At 64.1% G+C, this 23,363-nt stretch carries 17 protein-coding genes and 1 pseudogene; 6 read left to right on the top strand and 12 right to left on the bottom strand.

Going from position 1 to position 23,363, the window contains the following annotated elements:
- Positions 1 to 458 precede the first annotated feature (458 nt).
- Both hpnH and ispH read right to left on the bottom strand, forming a co-directional pair.
- A complete protein-coding gene (gene hpnH, locus BRAD3257_RS25825) occupies positions 459 to 1,619 on the bottom strand; it encodes an adenosyl-hopene transferase HpnH (RefSeq protein WP_122404202.1) in 1,161 nt (386 codons plus the stop codon).
- Between the two features lie 34 nt (positions 1,620 to 1,653).
- Positions 1,654 to 2,580 carry a 4-hydroxy-3-methylbut-2-enyl diphosphate reductase gene (gene ispH, locus BRAD3257_RS25820; RefSeq protein ID WP_122404201.1) on the bottom strand — a complete coding sequence of 309 codons (927 nt, stop codon included), beginning with the start codon at positions 2,578 to 2,580 and terminating at the stop codon, positions 1,654 to 1,656.
- 450 nt (positions 2,581 to 3,030) lie between these two features.
- Between ispH and hpnN the strand changes: the two genes are divergently transcribed.
- A complete protein-coding gene (hpnN, locus tag BRAD3257_RS25815; RefSeq protein WP_122404200.1) occupies positions 3,031 to 5,619 on the top strand; it encodes a hopanoid transporter HpnN in 2,589 nt (862 codons plus the stop codon).
- Here hpnN and BRAD3257_RS25810 read toward each other — a convergent pair.
- Positions 5,587 to 6,225, bottom strand: coding sequence for a DUF2147 domain-containing protein (locus BRAD3257_RS25810; RefSeq protein WP_162500366.1), 639 nt, complete (start codon positions 6,223 to 6,225; stop codon positions 5,587 to 5,589). The two genes, hpnN and BRAD3257_RS25810, sit on opposite strands and share 33 nt — an antisense overlap.
- 142 nt (positions 6,226 to 6,367) lie before the next feature.
- Here BRAD3257_RS25810 and hpnO point away from each other — a divergent pair, with 142 nt between their 5' ends.
- Complete coding sequence (gene hpnO / locus BRAD3257_RS25805) at positions 6,368 to 7,759, top strand: aminobacteriohopanetriol synthase HpnO (protein ID WP_122404198.1); 1,392 nt, start codon at positions 6,368 to 6,370, stop codon at positions 7,757 to 7,759.
- Here hpnO and BRAD3257_RS25800 read toward each other — a convergent pair.
- From BRAD3257_RS25800 to BRAD3257_RS25775, 6 genes are all read right to left on the bottom strand, one after another.
- Positions 7,756 to 8,463, bottom strand: a complete 708-nt coding sequence (locus BRAD3257_RS25800; RefSeq protein WP_145987024.1) for a hypothetical protein — start codon at positions 8,461 to 8,463, stop codon at positions 7,756 to 7,758. The two genes, hpnO and BRAD3257_RS25800, sit on opposite strands and share 4 nt — an antisense overlap.
- Positions 8,464 to 8,535: 72 nt before the next feature.
- Positions 8,536 to 9,297, bottom strand: coding sequence for an anti-sigma factor family protein (locus tag BRAD3257_RS25795; RefSeq protein WP_122404196.1), 762 nt, complete (start codon positions 9,295 to 9,297; stop codon positions 8,536 to 8,538).
- Positions 9,294 to 9,842: a sigma-70 family RNA polymerase sigma factor gene (locus BRAD3257_RS25790; RefSeq protein WP_162500365.1), complete on the bottom strand. Its 549-nt coding sequence runs from the start codon at positions 9,840 to 9,842 to the stop codon at positions 9,294 to 9,296. Before BRAD3257_RS25790 ends, BRAD3257_RS25795 begins: the two co-directional genes overlap by 4 nt.
- Before the next feature lie 109 nt (positions 9,843 to 9,951).
- Entirely contained in the window at positions 9,952 to 10,287 is a 336-nt protein-coding gene (locus BRAD3257_RS25785) for a cupredoxin domain-containing protein (protein WP_122404194.1), read from the bottom strand.
- Positions 10,288 to 10,306: 19 nt separating this feature from the next.
- Positions 10,307 to 11,251 (bottom strand): metallophosphoesterase family protein, encoded by a 945-nt coding sequence (locus tag BRAD3257_RS25780; protein ID WP_122404193.1) that lies wholly within the window; start codon positions 11,249 to 11,251, stop codon positions 10,307 to 10,309.
- Between the two features lie 159 nt (positions 11,252 to 11,410).
- Positions 11,411 to 13,030 (bottom strand): GMC family oxidoreductase, encoded by a 1,620-nt coding sequence (locus BRAD3257_RS25775; protein ID WP_122404192.1) that lies wholly within the window; start codon positions 13,028 to 13,030, stop codon positions 11,411 to 11,413.
- Between the two features lie 183 nt (positions 13,031 to 13,213).
- On the opposite strand from BRAD3257_RS25775, the gene BRAD3257_RS25770 reads away from it, so the two are divergent.
- The gene (locus tag BRAD3257_RS25770; RefSeq protein ID WP_122404191.1) at positions 13,214 to 14,386 is read left to right on the top strand and encodes a M20 aminoacylase family protein; all 1,173 of its coding nucleotides are present in this window, start codon (positions 13,214 to 13,216) and stop codon (positions 14,384 to 14,386) included.
- A 218-nt stretch (positions 14,387 to 14,604) separates the two neighbouring features.
- On the opposite strand, the pseudogene BRAD3257_RS40625 reads toward BRAD3257_RS25770, so the two are convergent.
- From BRAD3257_RS40625 to BRAD3257_RS25755, 3 genes and pseudogenes are all read right to left on the bottom strand, one after another.
- Positions 14,605 to 14,796: pseudogene (locus BRAD3257_RS40625) on the bottom strand (inorganic phosphate transporter); the annotation flags it as partial.
- A gap of 25 nt (positions 14,797 to 14,821) precedes the next feature.
- Positions 14,822 to 16,264, bottom strand: a complete 1,443-nt coding sequence (locus BRAD3257_RS25760) for a UdgX family uracil-DNA binding protein (protein ID WP_122404190.1) — start codon at positions 16,262 to 16,264, stop codon at positions 14,822 to 14,824.
- The gene (locus BRAD3257_RS25755) at positions 16,264 to 17,499 is read right to left on the bottom strand and encodes a putative DNA modification/repair radical SAM protein (RefSeq protein WP_122404189.1); all 1,236 of its coding nucleotides are present in this window, start codon (positions 17,497 to 17,499) and stop codon (positions 16,264 to 16,266) included. The genes BRAD3257_RS25760 and BRAD3257_RS25755 overlap by 1 nt, the downstream gene beginning before the upstream one ends.
- Positions 17,500 to 17,660: 161 nt before the next feature.
- Between BRAD3257_RS25755 and BRAD3257_RS25750 the strand changes: the two genes are divergently transcribed.
- From BRAD3257_RS25750 to BRAD3257_RS25740, 3 genes are read left to right on the top strand one after another with little or no spacing between them, the layout of a single operon-like run.
- Positions 17,661 to 18,449, top strand: coding sequence for an ImuA family protein (locus BRAD3257_RS25750; protein WP_122404188.1), 789 nt, complete (start codon positions 17,661 to 17,663; stop codon positions 18,447 to 18,449).
- Entirely contained in the window at positions 18,346 to 19,941 is a 1,596-nt protein-coding gene (locus tag BRAD3257_RS25745; RefSeq protein ID WP_162500364.1) for a Y-family DNA polymerase, read from the top strand. Before BRAD3257_RS25750 ends, BRAD3257_RS25745 begins: the two co-directional genes overlap by 104 nt.
- Entirely contained in the window at positions 19,938 to 23,312 is a 3,375-nt protein-coding gene (locus BRAD3257_RS25740) for an error-prone DNA polymerase (RefSeq protein WP_122404187.1), read from the top strand. The genes BRAD3257_RS25745 and BRAD3257_RS25740 overlap by 4 nt, the downstream gene beginning before the upstream one ends.
- Positions 23,313 to 23,363 lie beyond the last annotated feature (51 nt).

Raw genomic sequence — 23,363 nt, 5'->3', positions numbered from 1 at the left:
AACACCGTTAAAACCATCCGCGCAGGGAAGGCCGGCGACCGGCATCACCTGTGATCCACCCCGTGTGCGTTTCCGATGCACGCGGACCGCGGGTGCCGCCGGCGCCCGACCTTCCCTGCGCCCTCTGGCTTTCACGGGGCGTGAACGAACAGCAAAGCTCGGGCGAAAGAAGCCGCGAGAATGCGCAGGTATGTCTACGAGGCAGAGGGCTGATGGAAAAGCAAGCCGGTGCCATAGACGCCGTCATTGCGAGCCAACGGGTCCGCGCGAAGCGCGGCCCGATGACAGGCTCCGCGAAGCAATCCAGACTGTCTCCGCAGAACGATTCTGGATTGCCTCGCTGCGCTCGCAATGACGCTGGGGTGAACGCGTGCCTCCAAGCCTCACGAAACTTGCGCAAAAAGAAGCCCGGTCGCGGTGGCGACCGGGCTTTCGTCGTGAGATTTGATCGTGCGCCCTTACGCGGCCGTCGAAGCCTTCTGCGCGGCCTTCGCCGCAGCGGCTTCGGCCTCGTCGCGGCGGATCTCCGACAGCTTCTTCTGGACCTGCTCGGAGAAGATGTACTGCGCCGGGCGCTGCTTGGAGAGGTCGATCTCCGGCGCCATCGGGCCGCTCGTCCGGACGCCGCGCAGCGCCACCCACATCGCCTTCAGCGGGTTGTTGAAAGCTGCGGCCGCCGCGGTCGGCTCGTAGCCGCAATGGGCCATACAGTCGGCGCACTTCTCGTAGCGGCCGGTGCCGTAGCTGTCCCAGTCGGTGGTCTCCATCAGCTCCTTGAAGGTTTTCGCGTAGCCTTCACCGAGCAGGTAGCAGGGCTTCTGCCAACCAAAAATGTTGCGCGCGGGCATGCCCCACGGCGTGCACTCGTATTCCTGGTTGCCGGCGAGGAAGTCCAGGAACAGGCCGGAATGCATGAAATTCCACTTCTTGCCCTTGCCCATCGCAAAGACGTCGCGGAACAGCTTCTTGGTCTTGGTGCGGTTGAGGAAGTGCTCCTGGTCCGGCGCGCGCTCATAGGCATAGCCCGGGGACATCGAGACGCCGACGCCGAGCTCGGTGGTGAAGTCGAGGAATTTGGCGATCTCCTCGGCCGGGTGGCCGTCGAAGATGGTGGCGTTGACGTTGACGGTGAAGCCACGCGCCTTGGCGGCCTTGATCGCCGAAACGGCGCGGTCGAACACGCCCTTCTGCGACACCGCCTTGTCGTGGTGATCGCGCAGACCGTCGAGATGCACCGAGAAGAACAGGTAGGGCGAGGGCTCGAACAGGTCGAGCTTCTTCTCGAGCAGCAACGCGTTGGTGCAGAGCGAGACGAACTTCTTGCGCGCAACGAGGCCGCGTACGATCTCTCCGATCTCCTTGTGGATCAGCGGCTCGCCGCCGGGAATGGCGACCATCGGCGCGCCGCACTCGTCGGCGGCGTCCCAGCACTCCTGCGCGGTCATGCGGCGGTTGAGGATCGCATCCGGATAATCGATCTTGCCGCAGCCGACGCAGGCGAGGTTGCAGCGGAACAGCGGCTCCAGCATCAGCACGAGCGGGTAGCGCTTGCGGCCAAGCAGTTTCTGCTTGAGCAAATAGCCGCCGATACGCATTTCCTTGAAGAACGGGATAGCCATTACAGTTTCTTTCTGGGCTTTGAATTCGGATGGGTCAGCTCGCGGCCAGTTGGGCCGGAAGCCGGAATTCGATGTCTTCCTCGCGGCCCGGCAACACCGAGACCTTCACGGGTCCGATCCGCCGCATCGCTTCGATCACGTCATCCACGAGTACCTCGGGCGCCGAAGCACCGGCCGTGACGCCGACGGTCCTCGCATTCTTCAACCACTCCGGATTGAGCTCGCTGCCGTCGGCAATCAAATAACTCGCGACGCCGGCTTCAGTGCCGATTTCGCGGAGCCGGTTCGAGTTCGAGCTGTTGGCAGCGCCCACCACCAAGATCACGTCGACCAGCTTGCTCAGGTTCCTTACCGCAGATTGGCGGTTCTGTGTCGCATAGCAGATATCCCGGATATCCGGGCCTTGAATATCTGTAAAGCGGGCCTGAAGGGCCGCGATGATGTCCCTGGTGTCGTCGACCGACAACGTGGTCTGGGTGATGTAGGCCACTGGCGTATCCGCCGGCAGGGTCAGGGCCTTAACCTCTTCAACGCTCTGGACAAGCTGCACCGGCCCCGGGACCTGGCCCATCGTGCCCTCGACTTCGGGGTGGCCGGCATGGCCGATCAGGATCAGGGTCCGGCCCTTGCCGATGTAGCGCTTCCCCTGATTGTGAACTTTCGTGACCAGCGGGCAGGTGGCATTGAGCACCGGGAGGTTGCGCGCGGCGGCCTCTTCCTCGACGCTGCGGGCGACGCCGTGGGCGCTGAACACCGTCACCGATTTCGGCGGAACCTCGGAGAGCTCCTCGACGAAGATTGCGCCTTTGTTCTTCAGGCTCTCGACGACGTATTTGTTATGCACGATCTCATGGCGCACATAGACGGGCGGGCCGTACTTCTCCAGCGCCCGCTCCACGATCTCGATCGCACGCACCACGCCTGCGCAGAAGCCGCGCGGCTGCGCCAGATAAACTTCCATTGGACGCCCATCACGCAAGTTGCACCAATCCGCTTCAATGTCCCCGGCGGCACCCAGATACTGACCAATGAACTGCAATATCCGCACCATTGGTTCGCGCATGCGGTAGCCTGCCCACCCCGTAGGGCTCCGGCGCATGCAGGCGCAATACTTTGTGTCAAAAAATCGGCAATAGGGAAAGCCCGGAACTCTGTTGGACCGATTCTGAGGTATTTTAGTAAGGCATACGGGGGTGCGCAAGCGCGCGGCATTCGTGCATCGTCCTTCGTCACTTTCCCGCCTCAACTCCACGGCTATACCGGCCGCCCCGCATGATTTTGCCGCGGCCTTGCGCCGTTTACCTCGAACCTTCTCGGGGCGAGAACCATCAAAACAGCAATAGGTTTCGCCCGGGAACTCCGATAAACAGCGGGCGTTTCCGGCAAGCTGTTAACCGCAGAAAGAAAAGAAGTGCTGCAAAGCGTCGTCGTCGCCATCGTCAGGGCCTGCACCCGGTTTGCCTCCCTCGTCGTCATTCTCGGGCTCCTGCTGTCGGTGGGAGCGGGCTATTACGCTGCGCGCCACTTCGCCATCAACACCGACATCAACTCGCTGATTTCTCAAAATCTCGACTGGCGCAAACGTGACCAGCAATTCGACCAAGCGTTTGATCAAAACGAAACGATTCTCGCCGTCATCGAGGCCCGGACGCCGGAGATGACGAGCGCCGCAGCAAACGCGCTCTATGCCAGATTGAAGGACGACAAGACCCACTTCCAGTCGATGCAGCAGCTCGGCAGCGGCGAGTTCTTCGAGAAGAACGGCCTGTTGTTCCTGCCGACCGAGGAGGTCGCCAAGATCACCGGCCAGTTCGAATCCGCCGCGCCCCTGATCGAGATCATGGCCGGCGATCCCTCGATCCGCGGCCTCACCGGCGCGCTGGAGACCGGCCTTGCCGGCGTCAAGCGCGGTCAGGTCAAGCTCGACAACACCGAGCGGCCCTTCAACCTGATCGCGCAGACGGTCGAGACCGTGCTCAACAAGGGCAATGCCAGCTTCTCCTGGCGCGAGCTCGTCAGCGACGAGCCGTTGAAGGATTCGGACAAGCGCGCCTTCATCGAGTTCAAGCCGATCCTCGACTATAACGCTTTGGAGCCCGGCAAGGATGCGACCGACGCGATCCGCAAGGCCGCCGCCGATCTCGATTTCCCAAACAAGTACCAGGCGCGGGTGCGGCTGACCGGCCCGGTCCCGATCGCCAACGAGGAATACGCCACCGTCCAGGAAGGCGCCGTCGTCAACGGCGTCGGGACCGTCCTCGTCGTGCTGCTGATCCTGTGGCTGGCGCTGCATTCGGCGAAGATCATCTTCGCCGTCTTCGTCAATCTCTTCGTAGGCCTTGCGATCACGACCGCGGCCGGCCTGATGATGGTCGGCTCGCTCAATCTGCTGTCGATCGCCTTTGCGGTGCTGTTCGTCGGCCTCGGCGTCGATTTCGGTATCCAGTACAGCGTCCGCTACCGCTCGGAGCGCTACAAGGTCGACCATCTCTCGAGCGCGCTGGTGCTGGCGGCCAAGCGCTCGGCGGTGCCGCTGTCGCTGGCGGCTATGGCCACTGCGGCGGGCTTCCTCTGCTTCATGCCGACCGATTACAAGGGGATCTCGGAGCTCGGCCAGATCGCCGGTGTCGGCATGCTGGTGGCGTTCGTGTCCAGCATCACCGTGCTGCCGGCGCTGCTCAAGCTTCTGAATCCGCCCGGCGAACCGGAGCCCGTCGGCTATGCTTTCCTGGCGCCGCTCGATCATTTCCTCGAGAAGCATCGCGTGCTGATCGTCGGCGGCACGCTGCTGCTCGCGCTTGGCGGCCTGCCGCTGCTCTACTTCATGAAGTTCGACTTCAACCCGATGAACCTGCGCAACCCGAAGGCCGAATCGATCGCCACCTTCCTCGACCTGCGCAAGGACCCGAACACCGGGGCCAATGCCGTCAACGTGATGACGACGTCGGAAGAGCAGGCGAGGCAGGTCCAGGCGAAGCTGGAGAAGGTGCCCGAGGTGCTCCGGGTGATGTCGCTCGACAGCTTCGTGCCGCAGGACCAGCAGCCGAAGCTGAAGCTGATCGCACAGGGCGCCAAGGTGCTGAACCCGGCGCTCAATCCCGATCAGATCGATGCGGCGCCGACGGACCAGGAAAATGTCGAATCGCTGAAATCTGCGGTCGACAATCTGCGCCGAACGGCGGGCGACGCGAAGGGCCCAGGGGCGGTTGCCTCGCGCCGTCTTGCAGACGCGCTCGAAAGGCTCGCCAATGGCGACGAGGCCACGCGCAACAAGGCGCAGGACGTGTTCGTCACGCCAATGAAGATCGTGTTCGACCAGCTCAGGAACGCCATGCAGGCCGAGCCGGTCACCCTGAAATCACTGCCGCCCGATCTCGTCAGTGCCTGGAAGAGCAAGGACGGCATCATCCGCGTCGAGGCGCTGCCCAAGGGCGATCCCAATGACAACGACACGCTGCGCAAATTCGCCGCGGCGGTGCTCGCGGCCGAGCCGACCGCGATCGGCGGACCGGTCTCGATCCTGAAGTCCGGCGACACCGTGGTGAAGGCGTTCATCCACGCCGGTATCTATGCGCTGCTGGTGATCGGGCTATTGCTGTGGATCACGCTAGGCCGGTTCGTCGACGTGCTGATGACGTTGGTGCCGCTTCTGGTTGCGGGCGCGGTGACGCTCGAGATCTGCGTGTTGATCGGCCTGCCGCTGAACTTCGCCAACATCGTTGCGTTTCCGCTGCTGCTCGGCGTCGGCGTCGCCTTCAAGATCTATTATGTCGTGGCCTGGCGGTCGGGCAGGACAAACCTGCTCCAGACCAGCCTGACGCGTGCGATCTTCTTCAGCGCGCTGACGACGGCGACCGCGTTCGGCAGTCTGTGGCTGTCGAGCCACCCCGGCACGTCCAGCATGGGCAAGCTGCTGGCACTCTCGCTGGTGACGACGCTCGCCGCTGTGCTGCTGTTCCAGCCGGCCCTAATGGGCAAACCCCGCAATCTCAGGGAGTAGGCAGATGTCGCCGACGGGGTCGGCGGCGCCCTTCTGACCGGGCTTGGCTGCGGCCTTCGGAGCCGCGGGCGCAGGCGCGGTCGCGCCTGTCGTGGCTTGGGCTGCTTGGGGCCCCTGGGGTTTCGGCGCGGCGCCACCGGATTTCTGCACGCCCTTGGCCATGGCGTTCGCAGGACTCGAGGGGATTGGCGGGCCGACCCGGGTCCAGGTCTCGCCGCCGCAGAGGAAGCCCATCACGCAGCCCTTGATTTCGAGCTGATCGGGACCGGCCGGCGTTATGGTTGCGCTGTAGAGCTGGCCGTCCTTGGCGTTGTAGACCTGTCCTTCCCACTGATCGACGCCGGGCTTCTTCTTCATGTCGATCAGGGTTGCCATGCCCAGGGTCGGCCTGTTCTTTTTCGAGACATCCGGATTGTTCTCGTCGCGGCCGCCGGGCTGCTTTTCCCAGGAGACCGCACCCCACATGCTGCCATTGCATTGGGCGACACGGATGTTGGCGACGCCGTCAGCGACCCGCCAGTCGCCGGTGGGATCGGCGGCGAGGGCTGGGGTCAGGCAGGCGTAACCGCCAGCCAGTATAATTCCGGTGTAAAGGGCCGAACGCATGAGTGTTCCTTGGCAGTGCAACATGGTCTAAAGCTGTGCTTGCGAAGATGGTCCGAAAAAGGGCAAAAGGCCGCACAGACCGTTTACAGTAATGGTCCGGTTTTCAGTTGACGAGACGGCCCTCAAGCGAAGTATGTAGCGGATGCACAGCCCAAATCCAGACATGTCTCAGCTATTCGCGGACCGTCAGGCCCAGCGCAGCACCCTGCACAATCGGTATCTGAACGAGCAGTTCGTTCGGGTTCTCAAGACCATCGGCTACGATGTCGGCTTCCAGAAGGGCCAGGGGCAGTATCTCTACGACCGCGAGGGCGCTCGCTATCTCGACCTGTTGTCCGGCTTTGGCGTGTTTGCGATCGGGCGCAATCATCCTGTCATGCGGGATGCGCTCAAGAGCGTGCTCGATGCCGACCTTCCCAACCTCGTCCAGTTCGATGTCTCGACGCTCGCCGGCGTGCTGGCCGAACGGCTGCTGAAATACGTTCCCTATCTCGACAAGGCGTTCTTCGCCAATTCCGGCGCGGAATGCGTCGAGGCCGCGATCAAGTTCGCGCGCGGCGCTACCGGCCGGCCCGGCATCGTGTATTGCGCCCACGGCTATCACGGCCTGACCTATGGCGCGCTGTCGCTGACCGGTGACTCGAATTTCCGCACCGGCTTCGAGCCGCTGCTGCCGGGCTGCACCCCGATCCCATTCAATGATCTGGCCGCGCTGGAAAAGGCGCTGGCCTCGCGCGAGGTCGCGGCCTTCGTCGTCGAGCCGATCCAGGGCAAGGGCGTCAACATGCCCACCGACGAGTTCCTGCCCGGCGCGGCCGCGCTCTGCAAGAAATACGGCACGCTGTTCGTCGCCGACGAGATCCAGACCGGTATGGGCCGCACCGGCCGCTTCCTCGCGGTCGAGCACTGGAACGTCGAGCCCGACATGGTGCTGCTGTCGAAGTCGCTGTCCGGCGGCCACGTGCCGGTCGGCGCGGTGCTGACGCGCAAGAGCATCTTCGACAAGATCTTCAACCAGATGGACCGCGCGGTGGTGCACGGTTCCACGTTCTCGAAGAACGACCTCGCGATGGCCGCGGGCATTGCCACGCTCGACGTGATGGAATCCGAGAAGCTCATCGAGGCGGCCGCCAAGCGTGGCGCCGAGCTGCGCCTTGCGCTGACGCGCATGGTGCCCGGCTACGAGCTGTTGAAGGAAGTCCGCGGCAAGGGCCTGATGATTGGCATCGAGTTCGGCCCGCCGAAATCGCTGCGCCTGCGCGCCTCGTGGAACGTGCTGGAGGCCGCCAACAAGGGCCTGTTCTGCCAGCTCATTACCGTGCCGCTGTTCAAGGATCACAAGATCCTCACGCAAGTGGCGGGCCACGGCAGCCACACCATCAAGCTGCTGCCGCCGCTCACCATCACCGAGGAAGACTGCAGCTGGATCGAGCGCGCCTTCGACGACGTCATTGCAGGCAGCCACAAGGTCCCCGGTGCGATCTGGTCGCTCGGCAAGACGCTGGTCGACAACGCGGTGAGAAGGTCGGCTTAAGGCTGATCATTCAGGCGGCCTTGGGCTTGTTCGGGGTCTCGATGCGATCGAGCGCCTTGCCGAGCCGGGCTCTCGACTTTTCTCGTCATCGCTTCAGAAAACACCGCATTGAACAGCGGCAGGACGTCGCCATCCTTCTCGACCGCGAGAATGGCGCGGCGCTGCGTCGCATAGATCATCGGGATGTCCATCCAAGCTCTGCTTCGGATCAGAAGCGAATTGTTGGACGCGTCCTGCGAGACAGCGGAGAGACCCATCAGGAAATGCCGGTCGTCGATCCTCACCGATAGCGCGGCAATCGGTGCACCCTTGGCCGCTTCGTTGCTCTTCATGAGCAGGCCCATGACCTGTTTGATACTGCCGCCGGCGAAATCGAGCGAAGGCGCGAATTCGATCTGCACCGTGTGAGTGGCGGGCAGGGACGAATCGAAATTGCGTCGAATGGAGCGTGTCATCCGCAGATTTCGCGAAGGCACTTCGACGTCGCCGCGAACCGTGACGTCGCCGGGCGGGGCAGACGCATCTGTCGTCGGTTCTACCCGCCAGGTGACTTGTCCGACCGCGCGATCGCCCTTCGGGTTGCCAATGCTCTCTTCATAGAGGACAGCGCGCATCGTGGTGGCTAGTCCATTACGGGACGCTGCCGGTCCGCACGAGGCTATCGTCGAGGTGAAGACAATCACGAGAAAAAGAATGCGGTGCATGACGCCGAATTAGCAGCGACCGGTCAATGGTGCAACCATACGGTGCAGCTTCGCTGCCCTCTAGGAGCGCCTTTACCCCTCCACATTCGCCTTCATCGCCGCGTCGAACTTATCGACGAACTCGGCGAGCTCGTCGGCGCCGAGATCACTGACGGCCCAGAAGTTCAGGCCGCGGTCACCCCAGCGGCGGCAGTTGAAGCCCTGCATCGACTGCGTCTTCGGCGGCCGGTGCTCGGTGCTCGCGGTTTGCGACACGAACAAATTGATCACGTGCTGCCGACGCTTGTAGACGACGGCGCCGATGGCGCGCGCATCAATATAGTCGAGCCGGCCGCCGACCAGGGTAAAACCCTGCGCGGTGAGATCGATCACGGGCGGGGCGACGTCGAGCTTGCCGTTGAACCAGGGCTTGACGGTGTGCTGGTCGGTGGAGACGACGTCGGTGAGGTGGCCGGCCTGGAGCGAGCGCAGATGCGCGGAGACGACCTCCGACAAGATGCGCTGCTGGTCGTCCTGGCGCAACACCACGGCAACAACGCCGGAAGCGGCGAGCGCGGAGACCGCCGAGCCCATCGCAAAGCCGCGCAGCACGGCGCGGCGCGACGGCTGCTGGCGCTGCGCCTGCGAGGCTTCGATCCGGCTGCGCAGGCTTGCCGGTGCGGTGTAGCGTAAATTGGTGTCGGCGAGCACGCGCTGCATCTCGCGCTGTGCGGCAAGCTCGACTGTGCAGTTCGGGCAGCCGGCGACATGGGCTTCGACCTCGCGCGCATGGCCGGCGTCGAGCTCGTTGTCGAGCAACGCGTGAAGCAGGATCCTTGCTTCGTCGCAGGTCATCTTGCTTGCTCCTCTCCCGCCATCCAGGCCGCGCGCAGCATGGCGCGGGCGCGGGCGAGGCGGGACATCACGGTACCGACGGGGACGCCGACGGCTTCGGCGATTTCACGATAGGACAGATTGTTGATTTCGCGCAGCACGAAGGTCTCCTTGAACGGTTCGGCGAGCGTGTCGATCAGCTTGCGGATCGCGCCGGCATCGCGGCTGCGCAGCACTTCGGTTTCCGGATTCGCTTCGGTCTCCTGCCAGAGCGGCGTCTGCTCGGCGGCGCCGGGAGTATCCTCGATCGGGGTCGGTCTGTGCGCGCGCCGCGCATATTCGGCGTTACAGACGTTGCGCAGGATCGCGAACAGCCAGGGCTTCATTGCCGGCCCGCGATAACTGTCAAAATGCTTCAGCGCGCGCAGATAGCACTCCTGCACCGCGTCTTCGGCGTCGGAGGCGTCGCGCAGCAGGTAGCGCGCGAGCGTATAGACGTCGTCGAGATGGGGCAGCGCCGCTTCGCGGAAACGCTGCGCCTTCTGTACATCGTCGGTGGCGGGCATCGCTCCTCGCTTTGCCTCTGCGTCTTGTTTTGCCGTCATCGAACACGCACGCGCCCGGCCGGCGTGGGACCACCGGCCGGGCAAGACGTTGATGCCTAGGTTGAAGACGTTACTCAACCTTGATCATCCCCGTCATGTGCGGGTGCAGCGAACAAAAATACTTGTACTCGCCCGCATTGGTGAAGGTGAAGGAGAACTTGTCGTCGGTGTCCAGGGTCTTGGACCTGAACTTGCCCGCCGACACCACGGTGTGCGGAATGTCGTCCCGGTTGGTCCAGGTCACGGTGGTGCCGACCTTGATCTTGAGCTCGGCCGGCTGGAACACGAAATTGTCGATGTGCACGTCCATGTCGTCGGCGCGGGCTTTTGTTGCGGGCAACAGCATGGCTGCGGCCAAGGCCAGACCGAGCTGGACACCGAAGTCACGGCGATTGAGTGTCTTCATTGTCAGCTTCCGTTCAAACTCAGCCCTGAAGCGGTGTGTCGATGATCGCGAGCCGCTGCTCGTTCTGCTTGAAACTGATGCTGGCGACGCCGAGCATGGAGCGGAGCTTTGCGTCCTCGACCTTCATCGGTCCGGGCGAGGGGGCGGCCCCCGGTGCCGGCTGCGGGAAGGCGGTCGAGCGCGCGGTGTGGAAGGTGACGTTGCCCTCGACCTTCTGCATCACCTGATGGATGTGCCCGTTCAGCACGGTGACCGAGCCAAAACCCTTGACGTATTCCAGCGCGCGGCCACCATCCTCGGTTCCCCAGCCCCATTGCGGGTAGACCGTCCACAGCGGGATGTGCGCGAACAACACGATCGGCGTCGATTTCGACTTGCCGCGGAGATCGTCCTCCAGCCAGGCGAGCTGCTCGGCGCCGAGATTGCCGAGGCCGCCAGCCTTGAGATCGACGACGTTGACGAGGCCGATGAAGTGCACGCCGCCGGCGTCGAAAGAGTACCAGCCGTACCCCTTGGTGCCGCGGCCGTAGCGTTCGCGATAGAGCTTCACCTCCTCGTCGATGAAATCGTGTTCGCCGGGCACGTAGTGCACGTCGAGCTTGGTCTGCGAGATGATCCTCTCGGCATTGTCGAACTCGGCGGCTTTCGACAAATGGGTGATGTCGCCGGTGTGGATCATGAAGGAGGGTTTCGCCGGCATTGCGTTGATCTTGTTCACGGCCTCCTCCAGCGTGCCGAGCGCGTTGGGATTGGCCGGCTTGTCGAAGCCGACATGGCTGTCGCTGATCTGGAGGAAGCTCATGCCGGGCGCGGCCGCGGTCGCGGCCTCAGCGGAATCGATGATGCCGAGCGAGCGCGGCACGCCGCCCGTGACGGTCCAGAGCACTCCGGTGCCGGCCCAGGTCATGCATTCGAGCACCTTGCGGCGGCTGACGCCGTCATCCCCGTGATCTTGTCCGCTCATAGCGCCTCTCCACGTCGCCCGGAATTGGGCTTCGGGACGTGATCAGGGGAGGGGCGGGTTTATTCCTGAATGGGATGACGATTTCGTGAGTGCAGTCCCGTGTCCCGGGCAAGGCGCAGCACCGCTTTGCGCTGCGCCGCGTCCGGGACACGATAGCGGCTACTTCGCATCCTCCAGGATCATCGTCGCCCCCTTCTCCGCAATCATCGCGGTCGGCGTGTTGGTGTTGCCCGAAGTGATCGTCGGCATGATCGAGGCATCGACGATGCGCAGGCCGCTGAGGCCATAGAAGCGCAGGCGCTCATCCACCACCGCCATCGGATCGTTTGCCGTGCCCATCTTGGCGGTGCCGACGGGGTGGAAAATGGTGGTGCCGATGTCGCCAGCAGCTTTGGCCAGCGAGGCGTCGTCGTCGCCGACCGTCGGCCCCGGCAGGTACTCGCTGGGCCGGTATTTTGCCAGCGCCTTCTGCTGCATCAGGCGGCGCGTGGTGCGAATGGCGTCGGCGGCGACCTGGCGATCGTCGTCGGTCGAGAGGTAGTTCGGCGCGATGATCGGCTTCTCGTCCGGGCTCGCGCAACGCAGCCGCACGGTGCCGCGCGAGGTCGGCTGGAGGTTGCAGGCGCTGACGGTGATCGCAGGGAAACGATGCAGGGGATCGCCGAACTTGTCGAGCGACAGCGGCTGCACGTGGAACTGGATGTTGGCGCGGGCGCGCGTCGCATCGGAGCGCGTGAAGATGCCGAGCTGCGACGGCGCCATGGTCAGCGGTCCGCGGCGGCGGAAGGCGTAGTCGAGCCCCATCAGGCCACGGCGGAACAGATTGTAGTAGGTCTCGTTCAGCGTGCGTACGCCCTCGACCTTGTAGATCGCGCGCTGCTGGAGGTGATCCTGGAGGTTGCGCCCCACACCGGGCTTGTCCATCACGATGTCGATGCCGAGCGGCGACAGCCAGTCGGCGGGTCCGATGCCGGAGCGGTGCAGCACCTGCACCGAGCCGATTGCGCCGGCCGAGAGCACCACCTCGCGCTTCGCGCGCACCTCGACGATCTCGCCGTTCTGGATGAATCGCACGCCGACAGCGCGGCCCTGCTCGATGATGAGACGGTCGACCAGCACGTGCTTCTCGAGCCGCAGATTGGGGCGCCTCAAGGCGGGCTTGAGGAAGCCGCGCGCCGAGGACCAGCGCCGGCCGCGCTTCTGGTTGACGTGGAAGTAGCTGGTGCCTTCGTTGTCGCCGGTGTTGAAATCCGGGATGCGCTTGATGCCCATCTCCTCGGCGGCGTCACCGACCGCGTCGAGAATGTCCCATGACAGCCGCGGCGCCTCGATGCGCCAGCCGCCGCCGGCGCCGTGATGCTCGCTGGCGCCGAGGAAGTGGTCCTCGATACGCTTGAACAGCGGCAGCACGTCGTCATAGCCCCAGCCGGTCAGGCCAAGCTGGCGCCAGTGATCGTAATCGGCAGCCTGTCCGCGCATCGAGATCATGGCATTGATCGCCGAGCAGCCGCCGATCACCTTGCCGCGGGGATAAGCCAGCGAACGGCCGTTCAGGCCGGGCTCAGCCTCGGTCTTGAACATCCAGTCGGAACGGGGATTGCCGATGGCGAAGAGATAGCCGACGGGGATGTGGAACCAGATCCAATTGTCGTCGCCTCCGGCTTCAAGGACGAGAACGCGATTGCTGCGATCGGCTGACAGCCGGTTCGCGACGATGCAGCCCGCCGTCCCGGCTCCGACGACGATGTAGTCAAACTCACCTTCAAGCCGCCTTGGCATTCTGTTTCCACCCGGATGGTCACTTAACGTTCCGTCCTAATAGGCAGACCCGCCGGACCGGGACAAGCCCGGCCATGTCCGTTCGTCAGGGCCAGACCCCGATCCCAGGGAGTTGGGTGGACTGACGCTTGCATGATAGACAGTCCTGTATTCCCATATTCCCAAGAAGGCTTGAGACCCTCCATGCCCATCGTGAACCGTGTCGCCGACCTCCAACCCGATATTCAGGCCTGGCGCCGGGACATCCATGAGCACCCCGAGCTGCTGTATGACGTTCACCGCACTGCAGCATTCGTCGCGGATCGCTTGCGGGAGTTCGGCTGCGACGAGGTCGTGACCGGCCTCGGCCAGACCGGCGTCGTCGGTGTGATCAAGGGCAACAGGCCAGCCGGCGAGGGGCTCAAGGTCATCGGCATGCGTGCCGACATGGACGCGCTGCCGGTGGAGGAGCAGACCAATCTGCCTTACGCCTCCAAGACGCCCGGCAAGATGCACGCCTGCGGCCATGACGGCCACACTGCGATGCTGCTGGGTGCCGCCCGCTATCTCGCCGAGACCCGCAATTTTGCCGGCGATGCCGTGGTGATCTTCCAGCCCGCCGAGGAGGGCGGCGCCGGCGGCGCGGCAATGGTCAAGGACGGCCTGATGGAGCGCTTCGGCATCGAGCAAGTCTACGGCATGCACAACGGTCCGGGCATCCCAATCGGCTCGTTCGCGATCAGGCCGGGTCCGATCATGGCAGCGACCGACGAGGTCGACATCATGATCGAGGGTGTCGGCGGCCACGCCGCGCGTCCGCACAAATGCGTCGATTCCGTGCTGGTCGGCGCGCAGGTGATCACGGCACTGCAGTCGATCGTCGCGCGCAGCGTCGATCCCCTTGAATCCGCGGTGATCTCGATCTGCGAATTCCACGCCGGCAACGCCCGCAACGTCATTCCGCAGACCGCGACGTTGAGAGGCACCATCCGCACGCTGTCGCCGGAAGTGCGCAAGCTGGTCGAGAAGCGCGTGCATGAAGTCGTGGCCGGCGTCGCACAGATCACCGGCGCCAAGATCGACCTGCACTACAAGCGCAATTATCCCGTCGTGAACAATCATGCGGCGGAGACCGAGGTGGCGCGTCGCATTGCCACGCAGGTCGCGGGCGAGGCCAATGTGCACGAGATGGCGCCGCTGATGGGCGGCGAGGATTTCGCCTACATGCTGGAAGCGCGGCCCGGCGCCTTCATCTTCTGTGGCAACGGCGACAGTGCCGGCCTGCACCATCCCGCCTACAATTTCAACGACGAGGCGATCGTCTACGGCACGTCGTATTGGGTGAAGCTGGTCGAGGAACAGCTCGCGGCGTCGTAATGCCGAGTCGTTCACCTTGTCCCGCTTGCTGTAGGCAATGGCGATGAGGTTCGGGCTCGGGCACTGACAGTAACCACAGCGTCATGGCCGGGCTTGTCCTGGCCATCCACGCCTTACCACGCAGTGCATAGAACGTGGATGCCCGGGACAAGCCGGGCATGACGACGTGTGCTGAATGTGCAAGGCAATTGCCCTTCCCCGTAAGAACGGGGAGAGGGAGAGATCACCTTGGATGCCGCGTCGGACGTTTTCTGGAACTGGGCGACTTGGGATTCCGGCAGCGCGCGGTTGAGCGCATAAGCAGTCGGCACGGTGCCGATCAGGATCAGCATGATCAGGCCCATGCCCTTCTGGCCGTCGTTCGAGCCGTGCGCGAAGCTGACGCCGGTGCAGGTTGCTATCAGCAGGCCGCCGCTCTGGTTTCCCTGCCAATACTCAGGCGGCCCGTGCAGCCTTCTTCTGCAAGCCGGCAGCGATCTTCAAATCATCGACAAAGCGCTGATACTCCAGCACCTTGGATTCCGGATCGGGCAGCCGCAGCAGATAAGACGGATGCACCGTCACCAGCGCCTTGCGTCCGTCGGGAAGGTCCATGAGCCGGCCGCGGTTCTTGCCGATCGGGGTGATCTTGCCGAACACGCTTTGCGCGGCGGTGGCGCCCATCGCCACGATGAGATCCGGCTGGATTGCCGAAACTTCCCGCTCATACCATTGCCGGCACGCCCGGATCTCAGGTGTGTTCGGCTTCTGGTGCAGGCGGATCTTTCCGCGCGGCACGAATTTGAAGTGCTTCACGGCATTGGTGACATAGACCTTCTTGCGGTCGACGCCGGCCTCCTCCAGCGCGCGGTCGAGCATCTGTCCGGCCGGACCGACAAAGGGATGGCCGGCGAGGTCTTCCTTGTCGCCGGGCTGCTCGCCGACCAGCATGACGTTGGCGTTCTTCGGGCCCTCGCCAAACACGGTCTGCGTCGCATCCTTGTAGAGATGACAGGCGCGGCAATGGGCGGCTTCCTCGCGGAGCATTTCGAGATCGTCGGCAGCTGGCTTGCGTTTCATCGGAGCCTCCGGCCGCTTCTGAGGCTTATGCGGATCGGTTGCGGCATTGGCGATCATGGCGCCGGTCATGCGCTCGGCGTCCTCTATCAAGGGCTTAATGATCGAAGCCTCGGGCAGGTTCCTCCAATATTTCTTCGGCATCTCGGCCTGCATCGCCTTCACCTTGAGCCGGGCCGGATTGAAGATGCTGGCGTAGTAGCGCCGCCAGGTTTCCTCCAGCCGGTCATCGCCCGGTGCCTCGCTCTTGCTGACACCCGGCGTGAACGAGAGCGCGTGGCCGTCCCAATGCGCGCATAGATCGGGCGTCAGGATCGACCAGGGCATGTCGACAAAGCGCTTGGCGAAGAACGGCGCGGCGAGCTCGACGATGTGATGCTCCGGCTCGAACCAGGCGACGTAATGGGCCTGGCGTTCGCGGCCGATCTCGCGGAAGCGGACGAAGGCATGCATCTTGTGCTCGTCGCGATAGACCGCTCTCGCCATGGAAGTGACCTGCGCGACATCAGGGTCGGTTGCGACCTCGATGAGATCGTGGTTGTCCTTCAGCCGGAACAGCAGACGATAGAGGATCGCAAAACGCTCGACATCGCGGTGCAGAATTGCGGCCTTGGCGAGCTCGACGAATTTTGCGGATACGTTGAAGGTGCCGTCGTTCACCTCGAGGATCGGAGACGGCGCGGATGGCGCGAATAACTCTGCTTCGCCGCCTCGCACGGTCCAGGTGACATCGCGCGGCTCCACATGATGTAGTACGAGCGTACGCGCGGCTTTGCGCCAGCCGCCGAAATCGGTTTCGGTGTCGAGGATGATGTACTGCATCAGAAGCCAAATCCCAGTTGCGTTGCTTTCGGCCTGAATCGTTCGATCAGCCCGGCAGCGTCGAGCTGATGCGGTGAGGGGCGGTGATCGCTGAGGACGATGAACGGCAGCGCCTTGTTTCGCGGCACGTGCAGTCGCGTGAGATCGGCCACGCGGATCGTGCTGGTGCGCCGCGTCGCGATGATACGTTCGACCGCCTTGGTGCCGAAGCCCGGCACGCGCAGCAGTTCCTCGCGGCTGGCGCGGTTGACGTCGAGGGGGAAGCGGTCGCGATGGCGCAGCGCCCAGGCGAGCTTTGGATCGATGTCGAGCGGCAGCATCGCGCTGTCGTCGACGATCTCGCCGACGTCGAAGCCGTAGAACCGCATCAGCCAGTCGGCCTGGTAGAGCCGGTGCTCGCGCAGCAGCGGTGGCTGTATCAGTGGCAAAGCGCGGCTCGCATCGGGGATCGGGCTGAAGGCGGAGTAGTAGACGCGCCGCAGCCGGTAGGCGCCGTAGAGATTGGCACTGGTGTGGAGAATGGTGTGATCGGAGGCCGCGTCGGCACCGACGATCATCTGCGTGCTCTGGCCGGCCGGCGCGAAGCGCTGCGGTTTTGCCTTGGTTTTTGCGCTGCGGCTGTCCTCGGCTTCGTCGAGCTTGAGCCGCAGCCGGCCCATGGTGCGGCGGATCGCGCGGACGTCCTTCTCCGGCGCGAATTGCTGCAGGCTCGTCTCCTCAGGCATCTCGATGTTGATGGAGAGGCGGTCGGCATATTTGCCGGCCTCCGCGATCAGCGCGTCGTCGGCTTCGGGAATGGTCTTCAGGTGGATGTAGCCGCGGAAGTGATGCTCCTCGCGCAGTTTTCGCGCGACGCTGACCACCTGCTCCATGGTGTAGTCGGGGCTGCGGATGATTCCGGAGGAGAGGAACAGGCCCTCGATGTAATTGCGCCGGTAGAAGTCGAGCGTCAGCTTGACCACCTCCTCGATGGTGAAGCGGGCGCGTGCTACGTTCGAGGAGGCGCGGTTGACGCAATAGAGACAATCGTAATTGCAGGCGTTGGTCAGCAGTACCTTGAGCAGGGAGATGCAGCGTCCGTCCGGCGCATAGGAATGGCAGATGCCCATGCCTGGCGCGGTCGAGCCCATGCCCTTGCCGTCGCTGGAATCCCGTTTCTCGGTGCCGCTGGAGGCGCAGGACGCGTCGTATTTGGCGGCATCCGCCAGAATCTCCAGCTTGCGTTGTACGTCCATCCTGGAATCCCCTTGATTCAGCTCATCAATCCCTGAGCGCGCAATTCGATTGACTCTGTGGCCGCCGTTAGCTTTATATTAGAACATATCATGAACAAATGAGCCAGCCGTTGGTTCTTCTTTTGAGGACCACGGCACCAATCTCTGAAGGAGCGGCGAGCATGAGCGGCGCACGTGGAAGCGCGCTTGCGATCTTGCGCGGCCAGATCGAGCGCATCGAGACCGCGGAGGTCGCGCATCAGCACGAGCGCGTCGCGCTCGGCCATAGCGAGGCCGACGCTGCGCTGAAGGGCGGGCTGGCGCGCGCGGCAATCCACGAGGTGTTTTGCGAAGGACGCCAGGGCGCGGCCGCCACCGGCTTCGTCATGGGGCTTGCTGGGCGCGTCTGCGCGCGTCGACCGCTGTTGTGGGTGCGGCAGGATTTTTCGGAAATCGAAACCGGCGCGCTGTCGATGAGCGGCCTCGCCGAGCTCGGGCTCGACCCGCGCCGCGTAGTGATGGTGCGTGCCGCCGATGTCGAGAGCGCGCTGCGCACTTCTGCCGATGCACTCGCCTGCGATGCGCTGGGGGCCGTCGTGATCGAGCTCTGGGGCGAGATCAGGCAGTTCGATCTCGTCGCGAGCCGTAAGCTGACGCTCGCTGCGCAAGGCTCGGGCGTTACCGGTCTGATGCTGCGCATGGCCGCGCAGCCGCTGCCCTCCACCGCGGAGACACGATGGATGTTGCGGGCGGCGCATTCGCCGCCGGGCTCGATGTGGAGCGCCTGGGGCGCGCCGGTGTTCGATGCCGAGCTCTTGCGCAATCGTCATGGCCCCTGCGGCCGGTGGATCATGGAATGGAGTTGTGATGAGTGCCAGTTCAGCGAGCCGTCGACGTATCCTCAGCCTGTGGCTGCCGCGCCTGCCCATCGACCGGATCCAGCGCTTCTTCAGCAGCGCCGGGCTGGGTAAGGCCAATCATGAGCCGAGCATCGTCGTCATCAAGGACAACAATGCGCTGGTGATCCATGCGCTGGACGAGGCCGCCGAGCGCCTCGGCCTGTACATCGGCCAACCCCTGGCCAATGCGCGGGCGATGTGTCCTGACTTGAAGGTGTTCGATGCCGATACCGTCGCCGATGCCAAGACGCTCAGCGACATCGCCGACTGGTGCGACCGCTTCACGCCGCTGGTGGCGTTCGATGCGCCGCACGGGCTGTTCCTCGATATCACCGGCTGCGCGCATCTGTTCGGCGGCGAAGCCGCGCTGTTGCGAACACTGGTCCGCGCGCTCGGCCGGCAGGGCTTTGCCGTCAGCGCGGCGATCGCGGGCACTTCGGTCTGCGCCCGCACGCTGACGCGGCAGGCATCCGGCACCATCGTGGCCGATGGCGGAGAGGCGGAGGCGATCAGCGGGCTGCCGGTGTCCGCGCTCGGTGCGGGCGAGGCCATCACCACCGGCTTGCGTCGCGCCGGCTTGAAGACCATCGGCGATGTCGCCTCGCGCGAGCCGCACGAGATCACGGCGCGGTTCGGTGCGCGGTTCTCAACCCTGCTCGCGCATGCGCTCGGACAGGGCGATGCGCCGATCAATCCGCGCAAACCGCTGCCCGATTACATCGTGGAGAAGCGCTTTGCCGAGCCGATCGCGACCGACACGATGATTGCGATGACGCTGTCGCGGCTCGCCGACACGCTTGTTACGTCCATGGAGAAGCAGGGCAAGGGCGCGCGGCGGCTGGAGGCCGCCTTCTTCCGCACCGACGGCGTGGTGCGGGCGATCACGATCGAGACCGGACGTCCGGTGACGCGAAGCGCCGTGATCGACCGGCTATTCCGCGAACGCCTCGATGCGCTCGCCGATCCCCTCGATCCCGGTTTCGGCTTCGATATGGTGCGGCTGTCGGCGAGCCGCACCGAGATCGTGGTGCAGGAGCAGCGCGATCTCGATGCCCATGTCCACGACAATGACGAGCTTGCCGCGCTGATCGACCGCATCGCCGCGCGCATCGGGGGAAAACGCGTCGTCGTGCACCTGCCGCAGGAGACCCATATCCCCGAAAGCGCGGTGCTGGTTGCATCGGCGCAGCATCATCTCACCTCTGCCATGCAGGCCGAATGGCCGGCGCGCACCGAGAGCGAGCCGCCGCTGCGTCCCTTAAGGCTGTTCGACAAGCCGGAGCCGATCAAGGTGCCGTTCGCGACCGTGCCTGATGGTCCGCCACACCAATTCACCTGGCGGCGTGCGCTGCATGCGGTGGTGAGGGTGGAAGGGCCCGAGCGCATCGCGATGGAATGGTGGCGGCAGGACGGCAAGCAGCTGACGCGGGATTATTTCCGCATCGAGGATGCCGAGGGCCTGCGTTTCTGGATCTTTCGCGATGGTCTTTACGAGGGAGAGGTGTTCGACGGCGACGGCAAGCCCGCTTCTCCCGGCTGGTATGTGCATGGTCTCTTCGCATGAATACGCCCGCTTATGCCGAGATCGGCATCACCACCAATTTCTCCTTCCTGCGTGGCGGCTCGGATCCGCGCGCCTATGTGCATCAAGCCAGCGCTTTGGGAATTCCGGTGATCGGCATCGCCGATCACAACACGCTCGCCGGTGTGGTGCGGGCCTACAAGGAACTCGACAATGACGAGGTGCTGCACAAGCCGAAACTGCTGATCGGCGCCCGCATCGTCTTCATCGACGGCACGCCCGACATCCTGGTCTATCCGCACGACCGCGCGGCCTATGGCCGGCTGTGCCAGCTTCTCACCCGGGGCAAGCGCGGCGACGACATCACGCGGATCGAGAAGGGCGAGTGCCGTCTCACTTTCGTCGATCTCCTCGAGTTTTCGGAAGGCCAGCTCCTGGTCCTGACGCTACCGCATCGTTTCGACCCGGCGCAGGCGCTGGATGTTCTCGCAAAGCTCAAGGGCAGTCGCGCCGAGGGCGTGTGGCTGGCGGCGAGCCTGCTCTATCGCGGCGACGACCGCCGCCGCCTGGCGCGGCTCGACGATCTCGCGGTAAAAGCCAAAGTGCCGCTGCTCGCGACCAACGAGGTGCTCTATCACGATCCCGGCCGCCGGCCGCTTCAGGATGTGCTCACTTGCATCCGGGAGAAGACCACGATCGAGGCGGTCGGGCGAAAGCTCGAGGCCAATGCCGAGCGATTCCTGAAGACGCCGCGCGAAATGGCGCGGTTGTTCCGCGATTTCCCCGAGACGATCGCGGAGACCATACGCTTTGCGGACAGGATCGACTTCTCGCTCGACCAGCTCAAATACCAGTACCCGGACGAGCCGGTGCCGCCGGGCAAGACCGCGCAGGGACATCTGGAGGACCTGACCTGGGCCGGCGTGCAAAAGTATTTCGGTGGCGAGATCGACGACAAGCTGCGCGCCACCTTGAAGAAAGAGCTCGCGCTGATCGCCGAGCTGAAATACGCGCACTACTTCCTCACCGTGCACGACATCGTCCACTACGCGCGCAGCCAGAACATTTTGTGCCAGGGGCGGGGATCGGCGGCCAACTCGGCCGTCTGCTACGTGCTCGGCATCACCTCGGTCGACCCGACCAAGGTCGATCTGTTGTTCGAACGCTTCATCTCCAAGGAGCGGCTGGAGCCGCCCGACATCGACGTCGATTTCGAGCATTCGCGGCGCGAGGAGGTGATGCAATATGTCTATGGCCGCTACGGCCGCCACCGCGCCGCGATCATCGCTACCGTCATCCATTATCGCCCGCGCAGTGCCATCCGCGACGTCGGCAAGGCGCTTGGCCTGACCGAGGACGTCACCGCCGCGCTCGCCGACACCGTCTGGGGCAGCTGGGGCAAAGGCCTCAACGACATGCAGGTCAGGCAGGCCGGGCTCGATCCCAACAATCCCATGATCAACCTTGCGGTCGAGCTTGCGACCGAGCTGATCGAATTCCCGCGCCATCTCTCCCAGCATGTCGGCGGCTACGTGCTCACCCAGGACCGGCTCGACACCTATGTGCCGATCGGCAATGCCGCGATGGACGACCGCACCTTCATCGAATGGGACAAGGACGATGTGGACGCGCTTCATATGATGAAGGTCGACGTGCTGGCACTGGGCATGCTGACCTGCATCAGGAAATGTTTCGATCTGATCGACCAGCACAAGGGCGAGCGTCTTGTGCTGGCGAGTGTCCCGCAGGACGATCCCAGGGTTTACGACATGTTGTGTGCCGGGGAATCGCTCGGCGTGTTCCAGGTCGAGAGCCGTGCGCAGATGAACATGCTGCCGCGTCTGAAGCCGCGGACCTTCTACGATCTCGTCATCGAAGTCGCGATCGTGCGCCCCGGGCCGATCCAGGGCGACATGGTGCATCCTTACTTGAGGCGACGCAACGGGCTCGAGCAGGTGAGCTATCCCTCGCCCTCACCGGAGCATGGCGACAAGGACGAACTCTACAAGGTGCTGCACAAGACGCTCGGTGTCCCGCTGTTCCAGGAGCAGGCGATGCGCATTGCGATCGAGGCCGCACATTTCACCTCCGAGGAAGCCAACGGCCTGCGCCGCTCGATGGCGACCTTCCGCAATGTCGGCACCATCGGCCAATACGAGGAGAAGCTGATCGGCAACATGATCCGGCGTGGCTACGATCCCAATTTCGCCAAAAGCTGCTTTGACCAGATCAAGGGATTTGGCTCCTACGGCTTTCCGGAGAGCCATGCGGCGAGCTTCGCGCAGCTGGTCTACATTTCGTCGTGGCTGAAGCACTACCATCCCGATGCTTTCTGCTGCGGTCTGTTGAACTCCCAGCCGATGGGCTTTTATGCGCCGGCGCAGATCGTCGGCGATGCCCGCAAGAACGGCGTCGAGGTCCGTGACATCGACGTGTCCTACAGCTTTGCGCAGAACACGCTGGAAAATACAGATGGCAAATTCTGCGCCGTACGCCTCGGCTTCCGCCAGATCGACGGTTTTCACTGGCTTGATCCTGATGAGGAGTTCCTGAAAAACGAGCAGGCAAAGCGGCAAAGCAAGGAATATGTCAGCCAGAAAGATTGGGCCGACCTTATCATTGCCGCCCGCAATCGCCGTCCTTTCTCCTCGCTGGAAGACTTCGCGCGCGATACCGGCCTGCCCAAGCGCGCGCTGATCCTGCTGGCGGATGCCGACGCCTTCCGCTCGCTCGGGCTCGACCGCCGCGAGGCGCTGTGGCAGGTGCGGCGGCTGCCCGACGACGTGCCGCTGCCGCTGTTCGAGGCGGCGACCGCGCGCGAGCAGCCGGACGAAGGCGCAAGACCGCTGCCGGCGATGCCGCGCGCCGAGCAGGTGGTCGCGGACTACCAGACCATCCGCCTGTCGCTGAAGGGCCATCCGATGGAATTTTTGCGCGAGATGTTTACGCGTGAGCGCGTGGTCGCCTGCAAGGAGATCAGCCATGAGAACGAGCGGCGTCGCGTCCGCTGCGCCGGCGTGGTCCTGGTGCGGCAGCGGCCGGGCAGCGCCAGCGGCGTCGTGTTCATGACGCTGGAGGACGAAACCGGCATCGCCAACGTCGTGGTGTGGCCCAAGATCATGGAGCAGTACCGCAAGGAGGTGATGGGCGCGCGCCTCATCCTGGTCGAGGGCTACATCCAGAGCAGCCCCGAGAAGGTGACGCATCTCATCGCCCAGCGCATGGTCGACCGCTCGCACGATCTGGTCGGATTGGCCAATGATGCGCTCAGCCGCAAGCATCCGGTGCCGGCAGGAGCCACCGTGGTCGAACCGCTCAACGAAGACCCTCGCGCGCTCGCAGACATGCCGGCGCAAAAAATCCGCCACCCCCGCAACGTCCGCATCCTGCCGCCGTCGCGCGATTTTCATTGAAGACACGGCGCGCAGGATGCCGCCACATCTCATTGCGAGCTCGCGATCACG

The organism is Bradyrhizobium vignae (genome assembly GCF_900324035.1).
GTDB lineage: Bacteria > Pseudomonadota > Alphaproteobacteria > Rhizobiales > Xanthobacteraceae > Bradyrhizobium > Bradyrhizobium vignae.
Note: the sequence above shows the minus strand (reverse complement) of the source record. Positions and strands in the feature narration are given on the sequence as shown.